Source organism: Salmonella sp. NW722 (assembly GCF_051702785.1).
Classification (GTDB): Bacteria; Pseudomonadota; Gammaproteobacteria; order Enterobacterales; family Enterobacteriaceae; genus Salmonella; species Salmonella enterica.
Genome location: NZ_JAMMIN010000005.1, coordinates 258701 through 276750, shown reverse-complemented (window position 1 = coordinate 276750; position 18050 = coordinate 258701). Strand labels below are relative to the sequence as shown.

Below are 18050 nucleotides of genomic sequence, written 5' to 3'. Positions count from 1 at the left end.
CAATAAATTAACTGAGGGGTTTTATCATGATTTCTGCGAGCGCTCTGAACTCAGAACTCATTAATAAAATCGCACAGGATTTTGCACAAGCCACCGGTCTGGCGGTTGTGGTTGTCAATATTCATGGTGATGAAATATCTGAGCTATTCAATTTCACGCCGTTTTGTCAGTTGATGCGGCAGCATCCCCAGCATAGTACACGTTGTCGTATGAGCGATCGCTGCGGGGGACTGGAGGCATCGAAGTCCGATCAACCCTGTATTTATCGTTGTCATGCCGGTCTAACGGATTTTTCTATTCCGCTGGTAATCGCAGGGCATTTAGTTGGCTTTGTTTTATGCGGGCAGGTTCGTTTAAGTAATGACGTGGAGCTGGTAAACATTCTTAATGTCGACGATCGCTGGCAGGCTGACCCTGAGCTCTTGAATGAATTTCGGAATGTGCCAGAGATGGACTATTCACGCGTTATCGCTTCCGCCGATCTTCTTAAACTGATTGTTGAGAATTGCCTGAAAAAACAGCTCAATTTCGTGGTTATCAAAGACAATCCGCAGCAATCGGAGGCAAATAAAACCACTTGTGGTCCCACTCCGCATGACAGTAAAATGAAAAAAGCGCTTCGCTATATTGATGCGCATTTGTCCGACGATCTTCGTCTTGAGGATGTCGCCTCACATGTCTATCTCAGCCCCTATTACTTCAGTAAACTATTCAAGAAATATCAGGGAATCGGATTTAATGCGTGGGTAAACCGCCAGAGAATGGTTAGCGCCAGAGAATTGCTTTGCCATAGTGACTGGAGTATTGCCAGTATTGCGCGTAATTTAGGCTTTTCGCAAACCAGCTATTTTTGCAAAGTCTTCCGCCAGACCTATCAGGTTACGCCGCAGGCTTATCGCCAGCAGATAAATGAGAATTCTCATCCTCCATCGTTATGAATAGCAATATTTTGCTATTGCCGATTTTTGATAGTCTTTTGTATCTTAATCATTTCAGAAAGAAAATTTATCTGGTGTAACAATAAATTGTCATAGCGCAACAAAATAATAAAATTTAGGGCATAAACTGCACCAGTTTTTATTTTTGTGATGAAGTACAGTGTCAGGAAAGATAAGTTTTATTACGCTTTGTCGATACGTTTTATCGTCAATATACCGATAAGGATGAGTAGATTAACGTCAGATGAGCAACCGCTCAGGCTATTGCTCACAGAAATGTAAAACGTAACACATTATTAATTGCCGTTATGGGTGTGCCGTACAGCCATAACGTAAACCAACAGGTTTGCCACATTTGTGGTAGGGAAGGGGGTGAAAATCCCCCGCAGCCCCCGCTGCTGTGATGCTGACGACCCCGTAAAGACCACTGATCGCAAGATTGGGAAGGACGGGCGAGGAGGACGCTAAGCCAGAAGACCTGCCTGTCGGTGATAACCAACAACTTCGGTGGGAAGTGGGTTGCGAAGACGCGTACAGTCGAAAGACTGAACATGCGCGTACCTGTATACCCCTACCACCCTGAACAGGATCAGGGTAATGGCGGCAAGGCATCACGCATTTATTCTTGCAGGCACAGGAAGCGGTTGCGGCAAAACCACGGTGACGCTTGGTTTGTTGAGGCTGCTGCAAAAACGCGCGCTGCGCGTACAGCCGTTTAAAGTTGGGCCAGATTACCTTGATACCGGCTGGCATACCGCTATCTGTGGCGTGGCGTCCCGTAATCTTGACAGTTTCATGCTTCCTCCTCCTGTTCTCAACGCCTTATTTTGCGAACAAATGCGGCAGGCGGATATCGCTGTCATTGAAGGCGTCATGGGGCTGTATGACGGCTATGGCGTCGACCCCAATTACTGCAGCACAGCCGCGATGGCCAAACAGCTTGGTTGCCCGGTCATCCTACTGGTGGACGGCAAGGCTGTTTCAACGTCGCTTGCGGCTACCGTTATGGGATTTCAGCACTTCGACCCGACCCTCAACCTCGCGGGCGTGATTGTGAATCGCGTCACTAGCGACGCCCACTATCAGCTCCTCAAAAATGCCATTGAACATTATTGCTCACTGCCGGTACTGGGGTATGTCCCTCCTTGCGACGGCGTCGCATTACCTGAACGCCACCTGGGGTTGATTACCGCCAGAGAATCCCTCGTCAATCAGCAATCATGGCATGATTTTGCCGCCACGCTGGAGCAAACAGTGGATGTGGATGCGCTACTCTCGCTGAGCGTGTTATCAGCGCTTCCGGCGGGAATGTGGCCTGAACGCCCCGATAACACAGCGGGGGCAGGGCTGACGCTTGCTCTGGCGGATGATGAGGCCTTTAACTTTTATTATCCCGATAACATCGATTTGCTGGAGCGTGCCGGCGTTAACATTGTGCGTTTTAGCCCACTGCATGACCGCGCATTGCCTGATTGTCAGATGATCTGGCTGGGCGGTGGATATCCTGAATTATACGCCGCGGATCTGGCGGCAAATACGGTGATGTTAAAACATTTGCGGGCAGCGCATCAGCGCGGCGTGGCGATTTACGCGGAGTGTGGTGGTCTGATGTATCTGGGGAGCACTCTGGAGGATAGTGGTGGGGAAATTCATCAGATGGCGAATATTATCCCCGGTCACAGCAAAATGGGTAAGCGACTTACCCGCTTTGGTTATTGTGAGGCGCAGGCTATGCAGCCAACGCTATTGGCGGCGCCTGGCGAGATAGTGCGCGGCCATGAATTTCACTACTCAGATTTTATCCCCGAAACACCCGCCGTTATGGCCTGTCGTAAGGTTCGCGATGGCCGCGTGTTACAGGAATGGACTGGCGGCTGGCAGACAGGCAACACGTTTGCCAGCTATCTGCACGTCCATTTCGCCCAGCGTCCGGAAATGTTGCAGCACTGGCTGGCGGCGGCGAGGCGCGTATTATGACGATCCTTGCCTGGTGTATCGCCTGGGTGCTGGATTTTATCATCGGCGACCCTCAACATTGGCCCCATCCGGTACGCTGGATAGGCCGATTAATTACGTTTGTGCAGCGTATTGTGCGTCGCTATTGTCCCGGCGATAAAGCGCTGCGGATTGGCGGCGGCGTAATGTGGGTTGTGGTTGTCGGGGCGACCTGGGGCGTGGCATGGGGCGTACTGGCGCTGGCGCAGCGGATTCACCCCTGGTTTGGCTGGAGCGTCGAAGTCTGGATGATCTTTACCACGCTGGCCGGACGCTCTCTGGCCCGCGCCGCACAGGAGGTTGAACGACCGTTGCGGGAGAACGACCTTGCGGAAAGCCGAATAAAACTCTCCTGGATCGTCGGGCGCGATACGTCGCAACTTCAGCCAGCGCAGATCAATCGCGCCGTGGTGGAAACGGTTGCAGAAAACACCGTTGACGGCATTATCGCGCCGCTCTTTTTCCTCTTTCTCGGCGGCGCGCCGCTGGCGATGGCCTACAAAGCCGTCAATACCCTGGATTCAATGGTGGGCTACAAACATGAAAAATACCGGGCGATTGGTATGGTCAGCGCCCGTATGGACGACGTAGCGAACTATCTTCCTGCCCGACTGAGCTGGCTGTTGCTGGGCATTGCGGCAGGACTGTGTCGCCTGAGTGGTTGGCGGGCGCTGCGTATTGGCTGGCGTGACCGTTATAACCACAGTAGCCCAAATTGCGCCTGGTCGGAAGCGTGTGTGGCCGGCGCCTTAGGTATCCAGCTCGGTGGCCCAAATAACTACTTTGGCGAGCGTGTGGACAAGCCCTGGATCGGCGACGCGCAGCGCGATATTTCCGTGGACGATATTTCCCGAACGATTCGATTAATGTGGGTCGCTTCAACCCTGGCGCTGGCGCTGTTTATTGCGGCGCGGTGCGGGTTATCTGGCGTGGCCTGAGGACGACAGTATGCATTATATCCAGCAGCCCCAAACCATTGAGGCCAACAGTTTCACCATTATTAGCGACATTATTCGCGAAACGCGTCCTGATTACCGTTTCGCCAGTCCGCTCCATGAGGCCATTATCAAGCGGGTTATTCATACCACCGCCGATTTCGACTGGCTGGACATTTTGTGGTTCTCTGCCGATGCGCTGGAACAGCTTTGTGATGCGCTACGTCAACCTGGCATTATTTATACCGATACCACGATGGCGCTGTCCGGCATTAATAAAAGATTACTGGCGACGTTTGGCGGCGAGTGTCGCTGTTATATCAGCGATCCGCGCGTGGTGCGCGCCGCAAAAACGCAGGGGATTACCCGCTCAATGGCCGCCGTCGATATCGCTATCGCCGAGGAGGAGAAAAACAAGCTCTTTGTTTTCGGTAATGCGCCGACGGCCCTGTTCCGTTTGCTTGAACATAACGTGACGGTGAGCGGCGTGGTGGGCGTACCGGTAGGCTTTGTCGGCGCGGCGGAGTCCAAAGAGGCGCTCACCCATAGCCATTTCCCCGCGGTTGCCGCGTTAGGGCCTAAAGGCGGCAGTAACGTGGCTGCCGCTATCGTCAATGCGCTGCTCTATCACCTCCGGGAGGCCTGATGAGCGAGCTTTCTTTTGACGCGCCGGTCTGGCGCCACGGTAAAGCGTTACGTAAAGGATATACCACCGGTTCCTGCGCGACGGCGGCGGCAAAAGTCGCCGCGCTGATGGTATTGCGTCAACATCTGATTCATCAGGTCTCCATCGTCACGCCGTCGGGCGTCACGCTATGCCTGAACGTGGAGTCGCCGCACATTGAAGGCCAGCAGGCGATAGCCGCAATTCGTAAAGATGGCGGCGATGATGTGGATGCCACGCACGGAATGCTGATTTTTGCCCGCGTTACGCTCAACGACAGCGGTGAGATTACGCTCACTGGCGGCGAAGGTATTGGTACGGTAACGCGTAAAGGGATTGGACTACCGCTCGGGAGCGCCGCCATCAATCGTACGCCACGCCATACCATTGAGTCTGCGGTGCGCGAAGCGATAGGCCCGGCGCGTGGGGCCGATGTGGAGATTTTTGCCCCGGAAGGCGAAGTGCGGGCGCAAAAGACGTATAACTCGCGGCTTGGCATTCTTGGCGGCATTTCCATTATTGGCACTACCGGCATTGTGACGCCGATGTCGGAAGAAAGCTGGAAACGCTCGCTATCGCTGGAACTGGAGATCAAACGGGCGTCAGGATTAACGCGGGTGATACTCGTGCCGGGCAACCACGGCGAACGGTTTGTTCGCGAACAAATGGGCGCCGACACACAGGCGGTCGTCACCATGAGCAATTTTGTCGGCTACATGATTGAAGAGGCGGTACGGCTGGGATTTTGCCAGATAGTGCTGGTGGGGCATCCTGGAAAATTGATCAAAATCGCCGCCGGGATCTTTCATACCCATAGCCATATTGCCGATGCGCGCATGGAAACGCTGGTCGCGCATTTAGCTTTACTGGGCGCGCCGCTGGAGTTACTCACCCTGGTCAGCGATTGCGATACCACCGAAGCGGCAATGGAGCACATTGAAGCATATGGCTTCGGGCATATCTATAACCATCTTGCCAGGCGTATTTGTTTGCGAGTCATGCAGATGCTGCGTTTTACCAAAACGCCGCCTGTCTGCGACGCCATCCTGTTTTCTTTTGATAACCATATTCTCGGCAGTAATCGTCCCGTCGACGAGATTGCTAAGGAGCTGCAATGCTAACGGTCGTGGGAATGGGGCCCGCTGGACGGCATTTGATGACGCCTGCGGCGCTGGAAGCGATAGACCACGCCGATGCGCTGGCAGGCGGTAAACGCCATTTGGAGCAGTTTCCGGCGTTTGGCGGCGAACGATTTACGCTGGGCGCGGATATTGGCGCGTTGTTGTCATGGATTGCCGCCCGTCGGGATAAAGGGATCGTGGTGCTGGCCTCCGGCGATCCGCTGTTTTATGGCATCGGTACACGCCTGGTGGCGCATTTTGGTATCGAACAGGTTCGCATTATCCCTGGCATCAGCGCCGTACAGTATCTGTGCGCACAGGCTGGAATTGATATGAATGACATGTGGTTGACCAGTAGCCACGGTCGTTGCGTCAGCTTCGAGCAGTTGGCGAACCATCGCAAAGTGGCGATGGTCACGGATGCCCGCTGCGGGCCGCGAGAAATCGCGCGGGAGCTGGTCGCGCGTGGTAAAGGGCATCGCTTAATGGTGATTGGTGAAAATCTGGCGATGGAAAATGAGCGGATCCACTGGCTACCTGTCAGTGCGGTCAACGCCGACTATGAAATGAATGCAGTGGTGATCCTGGATGAAAGATGAGCTTTTTCTGCGCGGCGAGAACGTGCCAATGACCAAAGAGGCGGTACGGGCGCTGGCACTGTCGAAACTTGAGCTCCACCGCGCCAGTCACCTGATTGACGTCGGGGCGGGAACGGGAAGCGTCTCAATTGAAGCGGCGCTGCAATTTCCTTCGTTGCAGGTGACGGCTATTGAGTGTAATCCTGCCGCGCTACGGTTGCTTGATGAGAATCGTCAGCGCTTTGCCTGCGGCAATATCGATATTCTCCCCGGCGAAGCGCCAATGACCATAACCGGGAAAGCCGATGCGGTGTTTATGGGCGGCAGCGGCGGTCATCTGACGGCGCTGATTGACTGGGCGATGGGCCATCTGCATCCCGGTGGCCGTCTGGTGATGACCTTTATCTTGCAGGAAAACCTTCATAGCGCGCTGGCGCATCTTGCGCACATCGGCGCATGCCGAATGGACTGTGTACAGCTTCAGCTTTCATCGTTAACGCCGCTGGGGGCGGGACACTATTTCAAACCGAACAACCCTGTTTTTGTTATCGCCTGTCAGAAGGAAGAAAACCATGTCAGAGACATTTGATCCACGCTGTGTATGGTTCGTCGGCGCCGGGCCGGGCGATCGCGAGCTGATCACGCTTAAAGGCTACCGCCTGCTGCAACAGGCGCAGGTAGTTATCTATGCCGGTTCGCTGATCAATACCGAACTGCTGGATTACTGCCCCGCGCAGGCAGAACGCTACGATAGCGCCGAACTGCATCTTGAGCAGATTATCGAGCTGATGGCGGCGGGCGTGAAAGCGGGAAAAACGGTGGTGCGGTTGCAAACGGGCGATGTCTCGCTGTACGGCTCCGTACGTGAGCAAGGCGAAGAGTTAACCCGCCGTGGTATCGACTGGCAGGTAGTGCCTGGCGTCAGCGCGTTTCTCGGCGCTGCGGCGGAGCTGGGTGTGGAATATACCGTACCGGAGGTATCGCAGAGTCTCATTATTACCCGTCTGGAAGGGCGTACGCCAGTACCGGCGCGCGAACAACTGGAGGCGTTCGCCAGTCACCAGACGTCGATGGCGATTTATCTCTCCGTTCAGCGTATTCACCGAGTGGCGGAACGTCTCATTGCCGGCGGTTATCCGGCAGCTACGCCTGTCGCGGTCATCTATAAGGCTACATGGCCGGAAAGCCAGACCGTTCGCGGCACGTTAGCGGATATTAGCGACAAAGTACGTGATGCTGGCATCCGTAAGACGGCGCTGATTCTGGTCGGGAATTTTCTGGGTAAGGAGTATCACTACTCAAGACTCTATGCAGCGGACTTTAGCCATGAATACCGTAAAGCCTGAATCCATTGCGTTGTTTTGCCTGACGCCCGGCGGCGTGGCGTTGGCAAAAAGACTCGCCGCGATGCTGCCGTTAACCTGCTTTACCAGTGAAAAACTGCGGGAAGAGGGATTTATTCCCTTTGATGGCGGATTCGCTAATACCGCCCGGCAGGCTTTTACCACTTATACCGCGCTTATTTTTATCGGCGCGACCGGCATTGCCGTTCGTGTCCTGGCGCCGTTAGTGAACGACAAGTTCAGAGATCCGGCGGTGGTCGTCATTGATGAACGTGGTCAGCATGTCATTAGCCTGCTTTCCGGTCATGCGGGCGGGGCCAATGCCTTGACGCGCTACCTGGCAGGAATGTTAGGCGCCGATCCGGTGATTACCACGGCAACGGATGTCAATGAGATGTCCGCGTTGGACACTTTAGCTTTCCAGCTTAACGCCCGCATGACCGATCTTCGCACGGCGGTAAAAACCGTTAACCAGATGTTGGTCAGTCATCAACGTGTGGGGTTATGGTGGGATGCCGAACTAACGGAAGAGATCGGCCAGTGCGATATTCGCGGTTTTATCCCTGTTGATGATTTGCAGCGGCTGCCTGAACTGGATGCGCTTATCTGCGTCTCTTTGCGTAATGACCTCCCTGAGCTTCCCGTACCGCACTGGAAACTGGTGCCCCAGCGCGTGGTGGCGGGAATTGGCTGTCGCCGCGATACGCCATTTCCCCTGTTAGCGACATTACTGGCGCGCCAGCTTGAAGCGCAGAAACTCGATCCGCTGGCGTTAAAAGCGATTGGCAGCGTCACGCTCAAAAAAGGGGAGCCGGGGCTTATTCAGCTCGCCTCCTGCTGCCGCGTGCCTTTTAAAACCTTTACCGCCGAAGCGTTGCGCGAATTCGAACACCATTTTCCCGGTTCTGGCTTCGTCAGAAAAACGGTGGGTGTTGGCAGCGTATCCGGCCCGGCTGCGTGGTTATTAAGCCAGGGACAATTGTTAGGCGAGACCCTGCGAGAGCAGGGCGTCACTATTACTTTAGGAGTTGCACACTGATGTTGAGCGTAATTGGTATTGGCCCCGGTTCGCAGGCAATGATGACGATGGAGGCGATTGAGGCGCTTCAGGCGGCGGAAATCGTCGTGGGCTACAAAACCTATACCCATCTGGTTAAAGCATTCACCGGCGACAAACAGGTGATCAAGACCGGCATGTGTAAGGAAATTGAACGCTGCCAGGCGGCTATTGAACTGGCGCAGGCTGGGCATAACGTAGCGCTCATCAGCAGCGGGGATGCGGGAATTTACGGCATGGCGGGTCTGGTGCTGGAACTGGTCGGCAAGCAAAAACTGGACGTCGAGGTACGGCTCATTCCTGGCATGACCGCCAGCATCGCCGCCGCCTCTTTACTGGGCGCGCCGCTGATGCATGACTTCTGTCATATCAGCCTCAGCGACCTGCTGACGCCGTGGCCGGTTATTGAAAAACGCATCGTTGCCGCAGGCGAAGCCGACTTTGTTATCTGTTTTTACAACCCGCGCAGCCGCGGGCGCGAAGGGCATCTGGCGCGCGCGTTTGACCTGCTTGCCGCCAGTAAAAGCGCGCAGACGCCGGTTGGCGTGGTGAAATCCGCCGGACGTAAAAAAGAGGAAAAATGGCTGACTACGCTCGGCGATATGGATTTTGAACCGGTAGATATGACCAGTCTGGTCATCGTTGGTAATAAAACGACCTATGTTCAGGATGGGCTGATGATAACGCCGCGAGGTTACACGCTGTGAGTGAGGGGGAGGTGCTGGTGGTGGGCGGCACCAGCGATGCGCGCGCGTTATGCCGACAACTGGATGCGGCGAACGTCGCGTACACCTTATCCGTGGCGACGCCAGCCGGAAAAGCGCTGGCTGGCGACATTAAAGGGCAGGTGCGCTGTGGTCGTCTGGAGTACGGGCAGATGGTCGCCTGGCTAAAAGAAAACCGTACTCGCTGGGTAATAGATGCATCGCATCCTTATGCAGAAATGGTCAGCCATAACCTCCTTCGCGCCTGTGAAACGGCAGGCGTGTTGTTAAGTCGTTATCAGCGTCCGGATCAGCTTAGCAATCTGACGCATCCGCTTCTCTATACGGCGCGTAGTATTGCCGATGCCTGCGAGATAGCGAGGCATTTTGGTCCGCGCGTGTTACTGACGACCGGCAGTAAAGATCTGGCCGTCTGGCGTGCCGGGCTGGCGGAAAAAACGTTGCTGGCGCGCGTACTGCCCGTGGCGGAGGTGATTCAACGCTGCAGCGAACTGGGGTTCGGCGTTGGAGAAATTTTCGCTCTGTGTGGGCCGTTCAGCGCTGATTTTAACGCCGCGTTTTACCACCAGTGCCGGGCCGACGTAGTCATTACCAAAGCGTCCGGCGCGGAGGGGGGATATCAGGAAAAAGTTCAGCCCTGTCTGGATGCGGGCATTCCCTGCATCGTTATTGCGCGCCCGACGCCGCTTGTGACGGGTGATGAGTTACTGGAAAGCCAGGCCGCCTTTGCGCAGCGTTTATCGCGCTGGCTGGCCGCAGCTAAGGAGTAAAAATGAAAAAAGCGCTTCTGGTAGTCAGTTTTGGCACCAGCTATCACGACACCTGTGAAAAAAACATTGTGGCGTGCGAACGTGATCTGGCGGCGTCCTGTCCCGATCGCGACCTGTTTCGCGCCTTCACTTCCGGAATGATCATTCGCAAGCTTCGCCAGCGTGACGGTATCGACATCGATACGCCATTACAGGCTTTGCAAAAGCTTGCCGCACAGGGATATCAGGACGTGGCGATTCAGTCGTTGCACATTATTAACGGCGACGAATATGAAAAAATTGTCCGTGAGGTACAACTCTTGCGTCCGTTATTCACTCGCCTGACGCTGGGCGTGCCGCTGCTGAGCAGCCATAACGATTATGTGCAGCTAATGCAGGCGTTGCGACAACAGATGCCATCGCTCAGACAAACGGAGAAAGTCGTTTTTATGGGCCACGGCGCCAGCCATCACGCATTCGCTGCTTATGCCTGTCTCGATCATATGATGACCGCGCAGCGCTTTCCGGCGCGCGTCGGCGCCGTAGAAAGCTACCCGGAGGTCGACATCCTGATCGACAGCCTGCGTGACGAAGGCGTCACCGGCGTACATTTGATGCCATTAATGCTGGTGGCGGGCGATCACGCCATTAATGATATGGCTTCAGACGACGGCGACTCATGGAAAATGCGCTTTAACGCGGCGGGCATTCCGGCGACGCCGTGGCTGAGCGGGCTGGGAGAAAACCCGGCTATCCGGGCGATGTTTGTCGCGCATTTGCACCAGGCGCTGAACATGGCGGTAGAGGAGGCGGCATGAACGGTAAATTATACGCATTAAGTACCGGGCCAGGCGCGCCCGACCTGATAACCGTCCGCGCAGCGCGGATTCTTGGCTCGCTGGACATTCTGTATGCGCCCGCCGGTCGTAAGGGGGGCGATAGTCTGGCGCTGTCGATTGTGCGCGACTATCTCGGCGAGCAGACGGAAGTACGTTGTTGCCATTTCCCTATGAGCGCTGACGGCGCCGAGAAAGAAGCGGTCTGGAACGAGGTTGCCGCCGCGCTTACTGCAGAGGTGGAAGCGGGTAAACAGGTCGGTTTTATTACCCTGGGCGATGCGATGCTATTCAGTACCTGGATTTTTTTACTCCAGCGAATCGGCTGCCCGGAGTGGCTGGAGATTGTCCCCGGCGTCACGTCCTTCGCCGCGATAGCCGCCCGCGCGAAAATGCCGCTCGCCATAGAACGGCAATCGCTGGCGGTTATTTCTTGTACCGCGCCGGAAGCGGAAATAGCCCAGGCGCTACAACAGCATGATAGCCTGGTGCTGATGAAAGTGTATGGCCGGTTCGCTCGTATTAAAGCGTTGCTGGCGCAGGCTGGCCTGCTGGAATGCGCCTTAATGATGTCCGAGGCCACGCTGCCCGGCGAGCAGTGCTGGCGCCATCTCCACGAGGTCAACGATGATCGACCGTTGCCCTATTTTTCGACCATTCTGGTCAATAAACAGTGGGAGTATGCAGAATGAAACTTGAACAGCAGCTTCGACAGTTGTCTTTCAGTGGACTGGCTGCAGCGCTATTGCTGATGGTTGTCCCGCAACAGGCGTTTGCGATGCATATCATGGAGGGCTTTTTACCGCCAGTGTGGGCGCTGGCCTGGTGGTTACTGTTTTTACCCTGCTTGTGGTATGGGCTGGTGCGCTTACGGCGTATTGTGCAGGAGGATAATCATCAGAAGGTACTGCTGGCGCTGTGCGGCGCGTTTATTTTTGTCCTGTCCGCGCTCAAAATTCCGTCGGTAACGGGGAGTTGTTCACATCCGACCGGCGTTGGTCTGGCGGTTATCTTGTTCGGGCCCGGGGTGGTGGCGATTCTCGGCGCGGTTGTGCTGTTGTTTCAGGCGCTATTGCTGGCGCACGGCGGCCTGACGACGCTTGGCGCAAATGGAATGTCGATGGCGGTGATTGGCCCGGTTGTCGGTTATCTGGTGTGGAAAATGGCCTGCCGTGCCGGACTGCGCCGTGATGTCGCCGTTTTTCTGTGCGCGATGCTGGCGGATTTGGCGACCTATTTTGTGACTTCAGTCCAGCTTGGCGTTGCGTTTCCCGATCCCCATGCCGGAGCGACAGGGTCTGTTGTGAAGTTTATGGGGATTTTCTGCCTCACACAGATTCCTGTCGCCATTGCCGAAGGTTTATTAACCGTCATGATTTATGACCAGTTAACCAAACGGCAAGTGATTACCGTACAAGGACATTAAAATGAAAAAAACGTTGATGTTGTTAGCGATGGTGGTGGCGCTGGTGATTCTGCCGTTTTTTATTAACCATGGCGGTGAATATGGCGGTTCAGACGGCGAAGCGGAAAGCCAGATTCAGGCTATTGCGCCGCAGTATAAACCCTGGTTTCAGCCGTTATATGAACCTGCCAGCGGTGAAATTGAAAGCCTGCTGTTTACCCTTCAGGGCTCTCTTGGCGCGGCGGTGATTTTTTATATCCTGGGGTATTGCAAAGGTAAACAACGCCGTGATGACCGGGCTTGATCGACTCAGCTATCAAAGCCGCTGGGCACACGTTGCGCCGCAGCGCAAGTTTTTGCTGTGGCTGGCGATGATGATACTGGCGTTTGTTCTGCCGCCTGTAGGGCAGGGCATTGAGCTGCTGATCATTGCCGGATTGAGCTGTTGGCTATTGCGCATATCCCTCTGGCGCTGGTGTCGATGGATGGCGATACCTTTTGGATTTTTGTTGGTCGGCGTGATAACGATTATCTTCAGCATCAGCCGCGAGCCGCAAATGCTGCTGGCTGGCATATCTGTTGGGCCGTACTGGATCGGGATTACCCGTGCGGGCGTGGTTACGGCGAATGAAACGTTCTGGCGTAGCCTGACGGCGCTGTCCGCGACGTTGTGGCTGGTGATGAACCTACCGTTTCCGCAGTTAATTAGCTTGCTTAAGCGCGCGCATATTCCACGCCTGCTTACCGAGCAAATCCTGTTAACGTGGCGCTTTCTCTTTATTCTTCTGGATGAGGCGGTGGCAATCCGTCGCGCGCAAACGCTGCGTTTTGGTTATTGCAGCCTGCCGAACGGCTATCGATCTCTGGCGATGCTGGCTGGACTCCTGTTTACGCGAGTGTTAATGCGTTATCAGCAAATGACCACCACGCTGGATATCAAACTGTATCAGGGTGATTTTCACCTGTAAGGACTATTATGCTTGCCACTTCAGACCTGTGGTTTCGTTATCAGGATGAGCCGGTACTTAAAGGGTTAAATCTGGATTTTTCGCTCTCGCCTGTTACCGGTTTGGTGGGCGCGAACGGCTGTGGGAAGTCTACGCTTTTTATGAACCTGAGCGGCCTGTTGCGTCCGCAAAAAGGGGCCGTATTGTGGCAGGGAAAACCGCTGGATTACAGCAAGCGCGGACTACTGGCGCTGCGCCAGCAAGTTGCGACGGTTTTTCAGGACCCTGAACAGCAGATTTTTTATACTGATATCGATAGCGATATTGCGTTTAGTTTACGTAATTTGGGGGTGCCGGAGGCGGAAATCACGCGCCGCGTCGACGAGGCGCTAACGCTGGTTGACGCCCAACATTTTCGCCATCAGCCCATTCAGTGTTTGAGTCATGGGCAAAAAAAACGTGTGGCTATCGCTGGAGCGCTAGTGCTACAGGCGCGCTATCTATTGCTGGATGAACCCACTGCTGGTCTCGATCCCGCAGGGCGCACTCAGATGATTGCTATCATCAGGCGGATTGTGGCGCAGGGAAATCATGTCATTATCTCCAGCCATGATATCGATCTTATTTATGAAATTAGCGATGCCGTATACGTGTTACGCCAGGGCCAGATCCTGACGCATGGCGCGCCTGGCGAGGTTTTCGCGTGTACGGAAGCGATGGAACAAGCGGGGCTAACCCAGCCCTGGCTGGTCAAACTTCATACTCAACTGGGACTGCCGCTGTGTAAAACAGAAACGGAGTTTTTTCATCGAATGCAAAAGTGCGTATTCAGGGAGGCGTCATGACGCAGGCAGTTATGTTGCAGGGGACGGCATCCGACGTCGGCAAAAGTGTGCTGGCGGCGGGTTTATGCCGCATTTTTTATCAGGATGGTCTGCGTACCGCGCCGTTTAAATCGCAAAATATGGCGCTTAATTCTGGTATTACGCCGGATGGTAAAGAGATGGGGCGGGCGCAAATTTTTCAGGCGGAAGCCGCGGGGATCACGCCAGATGTGCGTATGAACCCGGTGCTGCTCAAACCGACCAGCGATCGCCAGGCGCAGATCGTGCTGATGGGGAAAGTGGCGACCAATATGGATGCGGTTAGTTACCATGACTATAAACCGCGTTTGCGTGAGCAAATCCTTGCGGTCTATAACAGCCTGGCGCAGGAATATGACGTTATTGTGCTGGAAGGCGCCGGAAGCCCGGCGGAAATCAATCTGCGCGATCGCGATATCGTCAATATGGGAATGGCGGAAATGGCCCAGTGTCCGGTTATTCTGGTGGCGGATATCGACCGGGGCGGCGTATTTGCCGCTATTTATGGCACGCTGGCGCTGCTGCATAAACAGGAGCGTGACAGAGTAAAGGGCGTCATTATCAACAAATTCCGCGGCGACGTGGCGCTACTCTATTCCGGTATCGAACAAATCGAATCGCTTACTGGCGTCCCGGTCCTGGGAGTGATGCCATGGCTGGATGTGGATCTGGAAGATGAAGATGGCGTCGCGCTGCAAAACGATAAATATCGCGGTAACGCCCCCCGTGATATCACTATTGCCATTGTGCAACTGCCACATATTTCTAACTTTACGGATTTTAACGCTCTGGCGGCGCAGCCGGATGTGCGCATACGCTATATTCGCCGCCCGGAAGCGTTGACTGACGCTGATCTGGTGATCCTGCCGGGCAGTAAGAATACGCTGAGCGACCTCGCCTGGCTGCGCGAAAGCGGGATGGCGGATGCGGTATTGCAGACACATCGGCAGGGCGTGCCGGTGATGGGGATTTGCGGCGGCTACCAGATGCTGGGCGACACCATTGTGGATGAGGTGGAGTCGGGGCTGGGTACGCAGCCGGGCCTGGGGCTGCTTAATACGATCACTCGCTTTGCACAGGATAAAACCACGACGCAGGTTAACGCGACAATGTCAGGCGAGCTGCCCGGCTGGCTGGCTGCCGCGGCGGGGCTACCGGTACGCGGTTATGAAATTCACATGGGGGAAACGGTGCTACAGGAAGGATGCTGTACGGCCATGACGTTACAGAAAAATGGATGCTCTGTGGCGGATGGCGCGGTCACCGCCGACGGACTGGCGTTTGGCACTTACCTTCATGGCCTGTTTGACAGCGATGCGTTTACTCGTGCGGTGGTCAATGGGTTACGGGCGCGAAAAGGGCTTGCGCCGTGGGAAACGACTTTTTGTTATGCGGAGCATAAAGCGCGGCAATTTGATCTGCTGGCGGAAACGATGCGGCAACATATTGATATTGATAAAATTTATACCATCATGCAACAACATCAGGAGCCGGTATGATGATTCTGGTGACGGGCGGGGCGCGTAGTGGTAAAAGCCGTCATGCTGAAGCCTTAATTGGCGATGCGCCGCAGGTACTGTATATCGCCACCTCGCAGATTCTTGATGACGAGATGGCGGCGAGAATTCAGCATCATAAAGATGGCAGGCCGGCACACTGGCGGACCGCAGAATGCTGGCGGCATCTTGATACGTTGATTACCGCGGATCTTGCTCCTGACGACGCGATTTTGCTGGAATGTATTACCACCATGGTGACGAATCTGCTGTTTGCGCTGGGAGGCGAAAACGATCCCGAACAGTGGGATTATGCGGCGATGGAGCGCGCCATTGACGATGAAATTCAGATTTTAATTGCAGCCTGCCAGCGCTGCCCGGCGAAAGTGGTACTGGTGACAAATGAGGTGGGAATGGGGATCGTCCCGGAAAACCGTCTGGCGCGCCATTTTCGTGATATTGCCGGTCGGGTCAACCAACGACTGGCGGCAGCGGCGGATGAGGTCTGGCTGGTGGTCTCAGGTATTGGAGTCAAAATTAAATGAGTAAGCTGTTTTGGGCCATGCTCGCTTTTATTAGCCGCTTGCCCGTGCCGTCACGCTGGTCGCAGGGACTGGATTTCGAGCAGTATTCGCGTGGGATCGTGATGTTTCCCTTTATCGGGTTGATTCTGGGAGGGGTAAGCGGCCTGATTTTCATCCTCCTGCAACCCTGGTGCGGTATTCCGCTAGCGGCGTTGTTCTGTATTCTGGCGCTGGCGCTGCTGACCGGTGGTTTTCACCTGGATGGGCTGGCCGATACCTGCGATGGCATTTTTTCCGCGCGCCGCCGTGAGCGAATGCTGGAGATTATGCGTGATAGTCGTCTGGGAACCCATGGCGGGCTGGCGCTTATTTTTGTGCTACTGGCAAAAATTCTGGTGGTCAGCGAACTGGCGTTACGTGGAACGCCAATGTTGGCGGCGCTGGCAGCGGCCTGTGCGGCTGGGCGCGGCAGCGCCGTTTTATTGATGTACCGTCATCGCTACGCCCGTGAAGAGGGGCTTGGCAATGTATTTATCGGTAAAGTCAGCGGACGGCAAACCTGCATTACTCTGGGATTGGCGGTAATCGTCGCCACGGTATTACTGCCTGGTATGCAAGGGTTGGCCGCAATGGTGGTCACATGCGCGGCGATTTTCATCCTTGGCCAGTTGCTTAAACGTACGCTTGGCGGTCAAACCGGCGATACGCTGGGCGCGGCGATCGAACTTGGCGAACTGATCTTTCTGCTGGCTCTGTTATGAGCCGATTATTACGGACGAGACATCTTATGCAGACACTACACGCTTTACTCCGTGACATTCCTGCGCCGGACGCCGAGGCGATGGCGCGTGCGCAGCAACATATTGACGGCCTGCTCAAACCGCCGGGCAGCCTGGGCAGACTGGAAACCTTAGCCGTTCAGCTCGCGGGTATGCCGGGTCTTAACGGTACGCCGCAGGTAGGTGAAAAGGCGGTGCTGGTGATGTGCGCCGACCATGGCGTCTGGGATGAAGGCGTAGCGGTTTCGCCCAAAATCGTGACGGCGATTCAGGCGGCGAATATGACGCGGGGAACAACCGGCGTATGCGTGCTTGCCGCTCAGGCCGGTGCGAAGGTGCATGTCATTGATGTCGGTATTGATGCCGAACCTATTCCTGGCGTAGTTAATATGCGCGTCGCGCGCGGCTGCGGAAATATTGCCGTTGGCCCGGCGATGAGTCGCTTGCAGGCTGAGGCGCTTTTGCTGGAGGTTTCCCGCTACACCTGCGACCTGGCGCAACGCGGCGTGACCTTATTTGGCGTAGGGGAGCTGGGAATGGCGAACACTACGCCAGCCGCCGCGATGGTCAGCGTTTTTACAGGAAGTGATGCAAAAGAGGTGGTGGGGATTGGCGCGAATCTTCCGCCTTCCCGCATCGATAATAAAGTGGACGTCGTGCGGCGGGCGATTGCGATTAATCAGCCCAATCCGCGCGATGGCATTGATGTGTTGTCGAAGGTGGGTGGTTTCGATCTGGTCGGGATGACCGGCGTGATGCTTGGCGCGGCAAGGTGTGGCTTACCCGTATTGCTGGATGGCTTTCTTTCCTACTCGGCAGCGCTGGCGGCCTGTCAGATTGCGCCTGCGGTGAGACCTTATCTGATCCCGTCGCACTTTTCGGCGGAAAAGGGTGCCCGCATCGCGCTCGCGCATTTGTCTATGGAACCCTATTTGCATATGGCGATGCGGTTAGGTGAAGGAAGCGGCGCGGCGCTGGCGATGCCGATCGTGGAAGCCGCGTGCGCCATGTTCCACAATATGGGGGAGTTAGCGGCCAGTAATATTGTCCTGCCGGAGGGGAACGCAAACGCAACATAACCCGGGCGCACAACAC

General features: G+C 55.4%; 21 protein-coding genes and 1 riboswitch. All 21 genes read left to right on the top strand.

The genetic code is table 11. The annotated features are described in order from the left end of the window. Positions 1 to 26 precede the first annotated feature (26 nt). The 21 genes from pocR (at position 27) to cobT (ending at position 18034) form a co-directional block, all read left to right on the top strand. Positions 27 to 938 carry a transcriptional regulator PocR gene (pocR, locus tag NA330_RS14415; protein ID WP_080164323.1) on the top strand — a complete coding sequence of 304 codons (912 nt, stop codon included), beginning with the start codon at positions 27 to 29 and terminating at the stop codon, positions 936 to 938. A 325-nt stretch (positions 939 to 1263) separates the two neighbouring features. Continuing rightward, positions 1264 to 1438, top strand: a riboswitch (cobalamin riboswitch). Between the two features lie 97 nt (positions 1439 to 1535). Beyond that, positions 1536 to 2915, top strand: coding sequence for a cobyrinate a,c-diamide synthase (locus tag NA330_RS14410; RefSeq protein WP_000741259.1), 1380 nt, complete (start codon positions 1536 to 1538; stop codon positions 2913 to 2915). Further along, on the top strand, positions 2912 to 3871 hold the full coding sequence (cbiB, locus tag NA330_RS14405; protein ID WP_000153654.1) for an adenosylcobinamide-phosphate synthase CbiB: 960 nt from the start codon (positions 2912 to 2914) through the stop codon (positions 3869 to 3871). The genes NA330_RS14410 and cbiB overlap by 4 nt, the downstream gene beginning before the upstream one ends. A gap of 10 nt (positions 3872 to 3881) precedes the next feature. After that, entirely contained in the window at positions 3882 to 4514 is a 633-nt protein-coding gene (locus NA330_RS14400; RefSeq protein WP_023242474.1) for a cobalt-precorrin-8 methylmutase, read from the top strand. Further along, complete coding sequence (gene cbiD / locus NA330_RS14395) at positions 4514 to 5653, top strand: cobalt-precorrin-5B (C(1))-methyltransferase CbiD (RefSeq protein WP_023242475.1); 1140 nt, start codon at positions 4514 to 4516, stop codon at positions 5651 to 5653. The genes NA330_RS14400 and cbiD overlap by 1 nt, the downstream gene beginning before the upstream one ends. Continuing rightward, positions 5647 to 6252 carry a cobalt-precorrin-7 (C(5))-methyltransferase gene (locus NA330_RS14390; protein WP_023242476.1) on the top strand — a complete coding sequence of 202 codons (606 nt, stop codon included), beginning with the start codon at positions 5647 to 5649 and terminating at the stop codon, positions 6250 to 6252. The genes cbiD and NA330_RS14390 overlap by 7 nt, the downstream gene beginning before the upstream one ends. Then, a complete protein-coding gene (locus NA330_RS14385) occupies positions 6242 to 6820 on the top strand; it encodes a decarboxylating cobalt-precorrin-6B (C(15))-methyltransferase (RefSeq protein ID WP_023242477.1) in 579 nt (192 codons plus the stop codon). Before NA330_RS14390 ends, NA330_RS14385 begins: the two co-directional genes overlap by 11 nt. Next, positions 6804 to 7577, top strand: coding sequence for a cobalt-precorrin-4 methyltransferase (locus tag NA330_RS14380; RefSeq protein WP_000004867.1), 774 nt, complete (start codon positions 6804 to 6806; stop codon positions 7575 to 7577). Before NA330_RS14385 ends, NA330_RS14380 begins: the two co-directional genes overlap by 17 nt. Next, positions 7558 to 8613, top strand: a complete 1056-nt coding sequence (cbiG, locus tag NA330_RS14375; protein WP_023242478.1) for a cobalt-precorrin 5A hydrolase — start codon at positions 7558 to 7560, stop codon at positions 8611 to 8613. The genes NA330_RS14380 and cbiG overlap by 20 nt, the downstream gene beginning before the upstream one ends. Then, on the top strand, positions 8613 to 9338 hold the full coding sequence (locus NA330_RS14370) for a precorrin-3B C(17)-methyltransferase (protein ID WP_000953637.1): 726 nt from the start codon (positions 8613 to 8615) through the stop codon (positions 9336 to 9338). The genes cbiG and NA330_RS14370 overlap by 1 nt, the downstream gene beginning before the upstream one ends. Next, the gene (locus NA330_RS14365; RefSeq protein ID WP_023242479.1) at positions 9335 to 10126 is read left to right on the top strand and encodes a cobalt-precorrin-6A reductase; all 792 of its coding nucleotides are present in this window, start codon (positions 9335 to 9337) and stop codon (positions 10124 to 10126) included. Before NA330_RS14370 ends, NA330_RS14365 begins: the two co-directional genes overlap by 4 nt. 2 nt (positions 10127 to 10128) lie before the next feature. Further along, on the top strand, positions 10129 to 10923 hold the full coding sequence (gene cbiK, locus NA330_RS14360; protein WP_000709784.1) for a sirohydrochlorin cobaltochelatase: 795 nt from the start codon (positions 10129 to 10131) through the stop codon (positions 10921 to 10923). Beyond that, positions 10920 to 11633, top strand: a complete 714-nt coding sequence (locus tag NA330_RS14355) for a cobalt-factor II C(20)-methyltransferase (protein ID WP_001013552.1) — start codon at positions 10920 to 10922, stop codon at positions 11631 to 11633. Before cbiK ends, NA330_RS14355 begins: the two co-directional genes overlap by 4 nt. Then, positions 11630 to 12367: a cobalt ECF transporter S component CbiM gene (cbiM, locus tag NA330_RS14350; RefSeq protein ID WP_000764336.1), complete on the top strand. Its 738-nt coding sequence runs from the start codon at positions 11630 to 11632 to the stop codon at positions 12365 to 12367. The genes NA330_RS14355 and cbiM overlap by 4 nt, the downstream gene beginning before the upstream one ends. A 1-nt stretch (position 12368) precedes the next feature. Beyond that, complete coding sequence (locus NA330_RS14345; RefSeq protein WP_000753212.1) at positions 12369 to 12650, top strand: energy-coupling factor ABC transporter substrate-binding protein; 282 nt, start codon at positions 12369 to 12371, stop codon at positions 12648 to 12650. Then, complete coding sequence (locus NA330_RS14340; RefSeq protein ID WP_000147137.1) at positions 12637 to 13314, top strand: energy-coupling factor ABC transporter transmembrane protein; 678 nt, start codon at positions 12637 to 12639, stop codon at positions 13312 to 13314. The genes NA330_RS14345 and NA330_RS14340 overlap by 14 nt, the downstream gene beginning before the upstream one ends. Before the next feature lie 8 nt (positions 13315 to 13322). Continuing rightward, positions 13323 to 14138, top strand: coding sequence for an energy-coupling factor ABC transporter ATP-binding protein (locus NA330_RS14335; RefSeq protein WP_001808107.1), 816 nt, complete (start codon positions 13323 to 13325; stop codon positions 14136 to 14138). After that, positions 14135 to 15655, top strand: a complete 1521-nt coding sequence (locus tag NA330_RS14330) for a cobyric acid synthase (protein ID WP_023242480.1) — start codon at positions 14135 to 14137, stop codon at positions 15653 to 15655. The genes NA330_RS14335 and NA330_RS14330 overlap by 4 nt, the downstream gene beginning before the upstream one ends. Beyond that, positions 15652 to 16197 (top strand): bifunctional adenosylcobinamide kinase/adenosylcobinamide-phosphate guanylyltransferase, encoded by a 546-nt coding sequence (cobU, locus tag NA330_RS14325; RefSeq protein WP_000973145.1) that lies wholly within the window; start codon positions 15652 to 15654, stop codon positions 16195 to 16197. Before NA330_RS14330 ends, cobU begins: the two co-directional genes overlap by 4 nt. Beyond that, on the top strand, positions 16194 to 16937 hold the full coding sequence (gene cobS, locus NA330_RS14320) for an adenosylcobinamide-GDP ribazoletransferase (protein ID WP_000039997.1): 744 nt from the start codon (positions 16194 to 16196) through the stop codon (positions 16935 to 16937). Before cobU ends, cobS begins: the two co-directional genes overlap by 4 nt. A 26-nt stretch (positions 16938 to 16963) precedes the next feature. Next, on the top strand, positions 16964 to 18034 hold the full coding sequence (gene cobT, locus NA330_RS14315) for a nicotinate-nucleotide--dimethylbenzimidazole phosphoribosyltransferase (RefSeq protein ID WP_001193983.1): 1071 nt from the start codon (positions 16964 to 16966) through the stop codon (positions 18032 to 18034). The last annotated feature ends 16 nt before the right edge of the window (positions 18035 to 18050 follow it).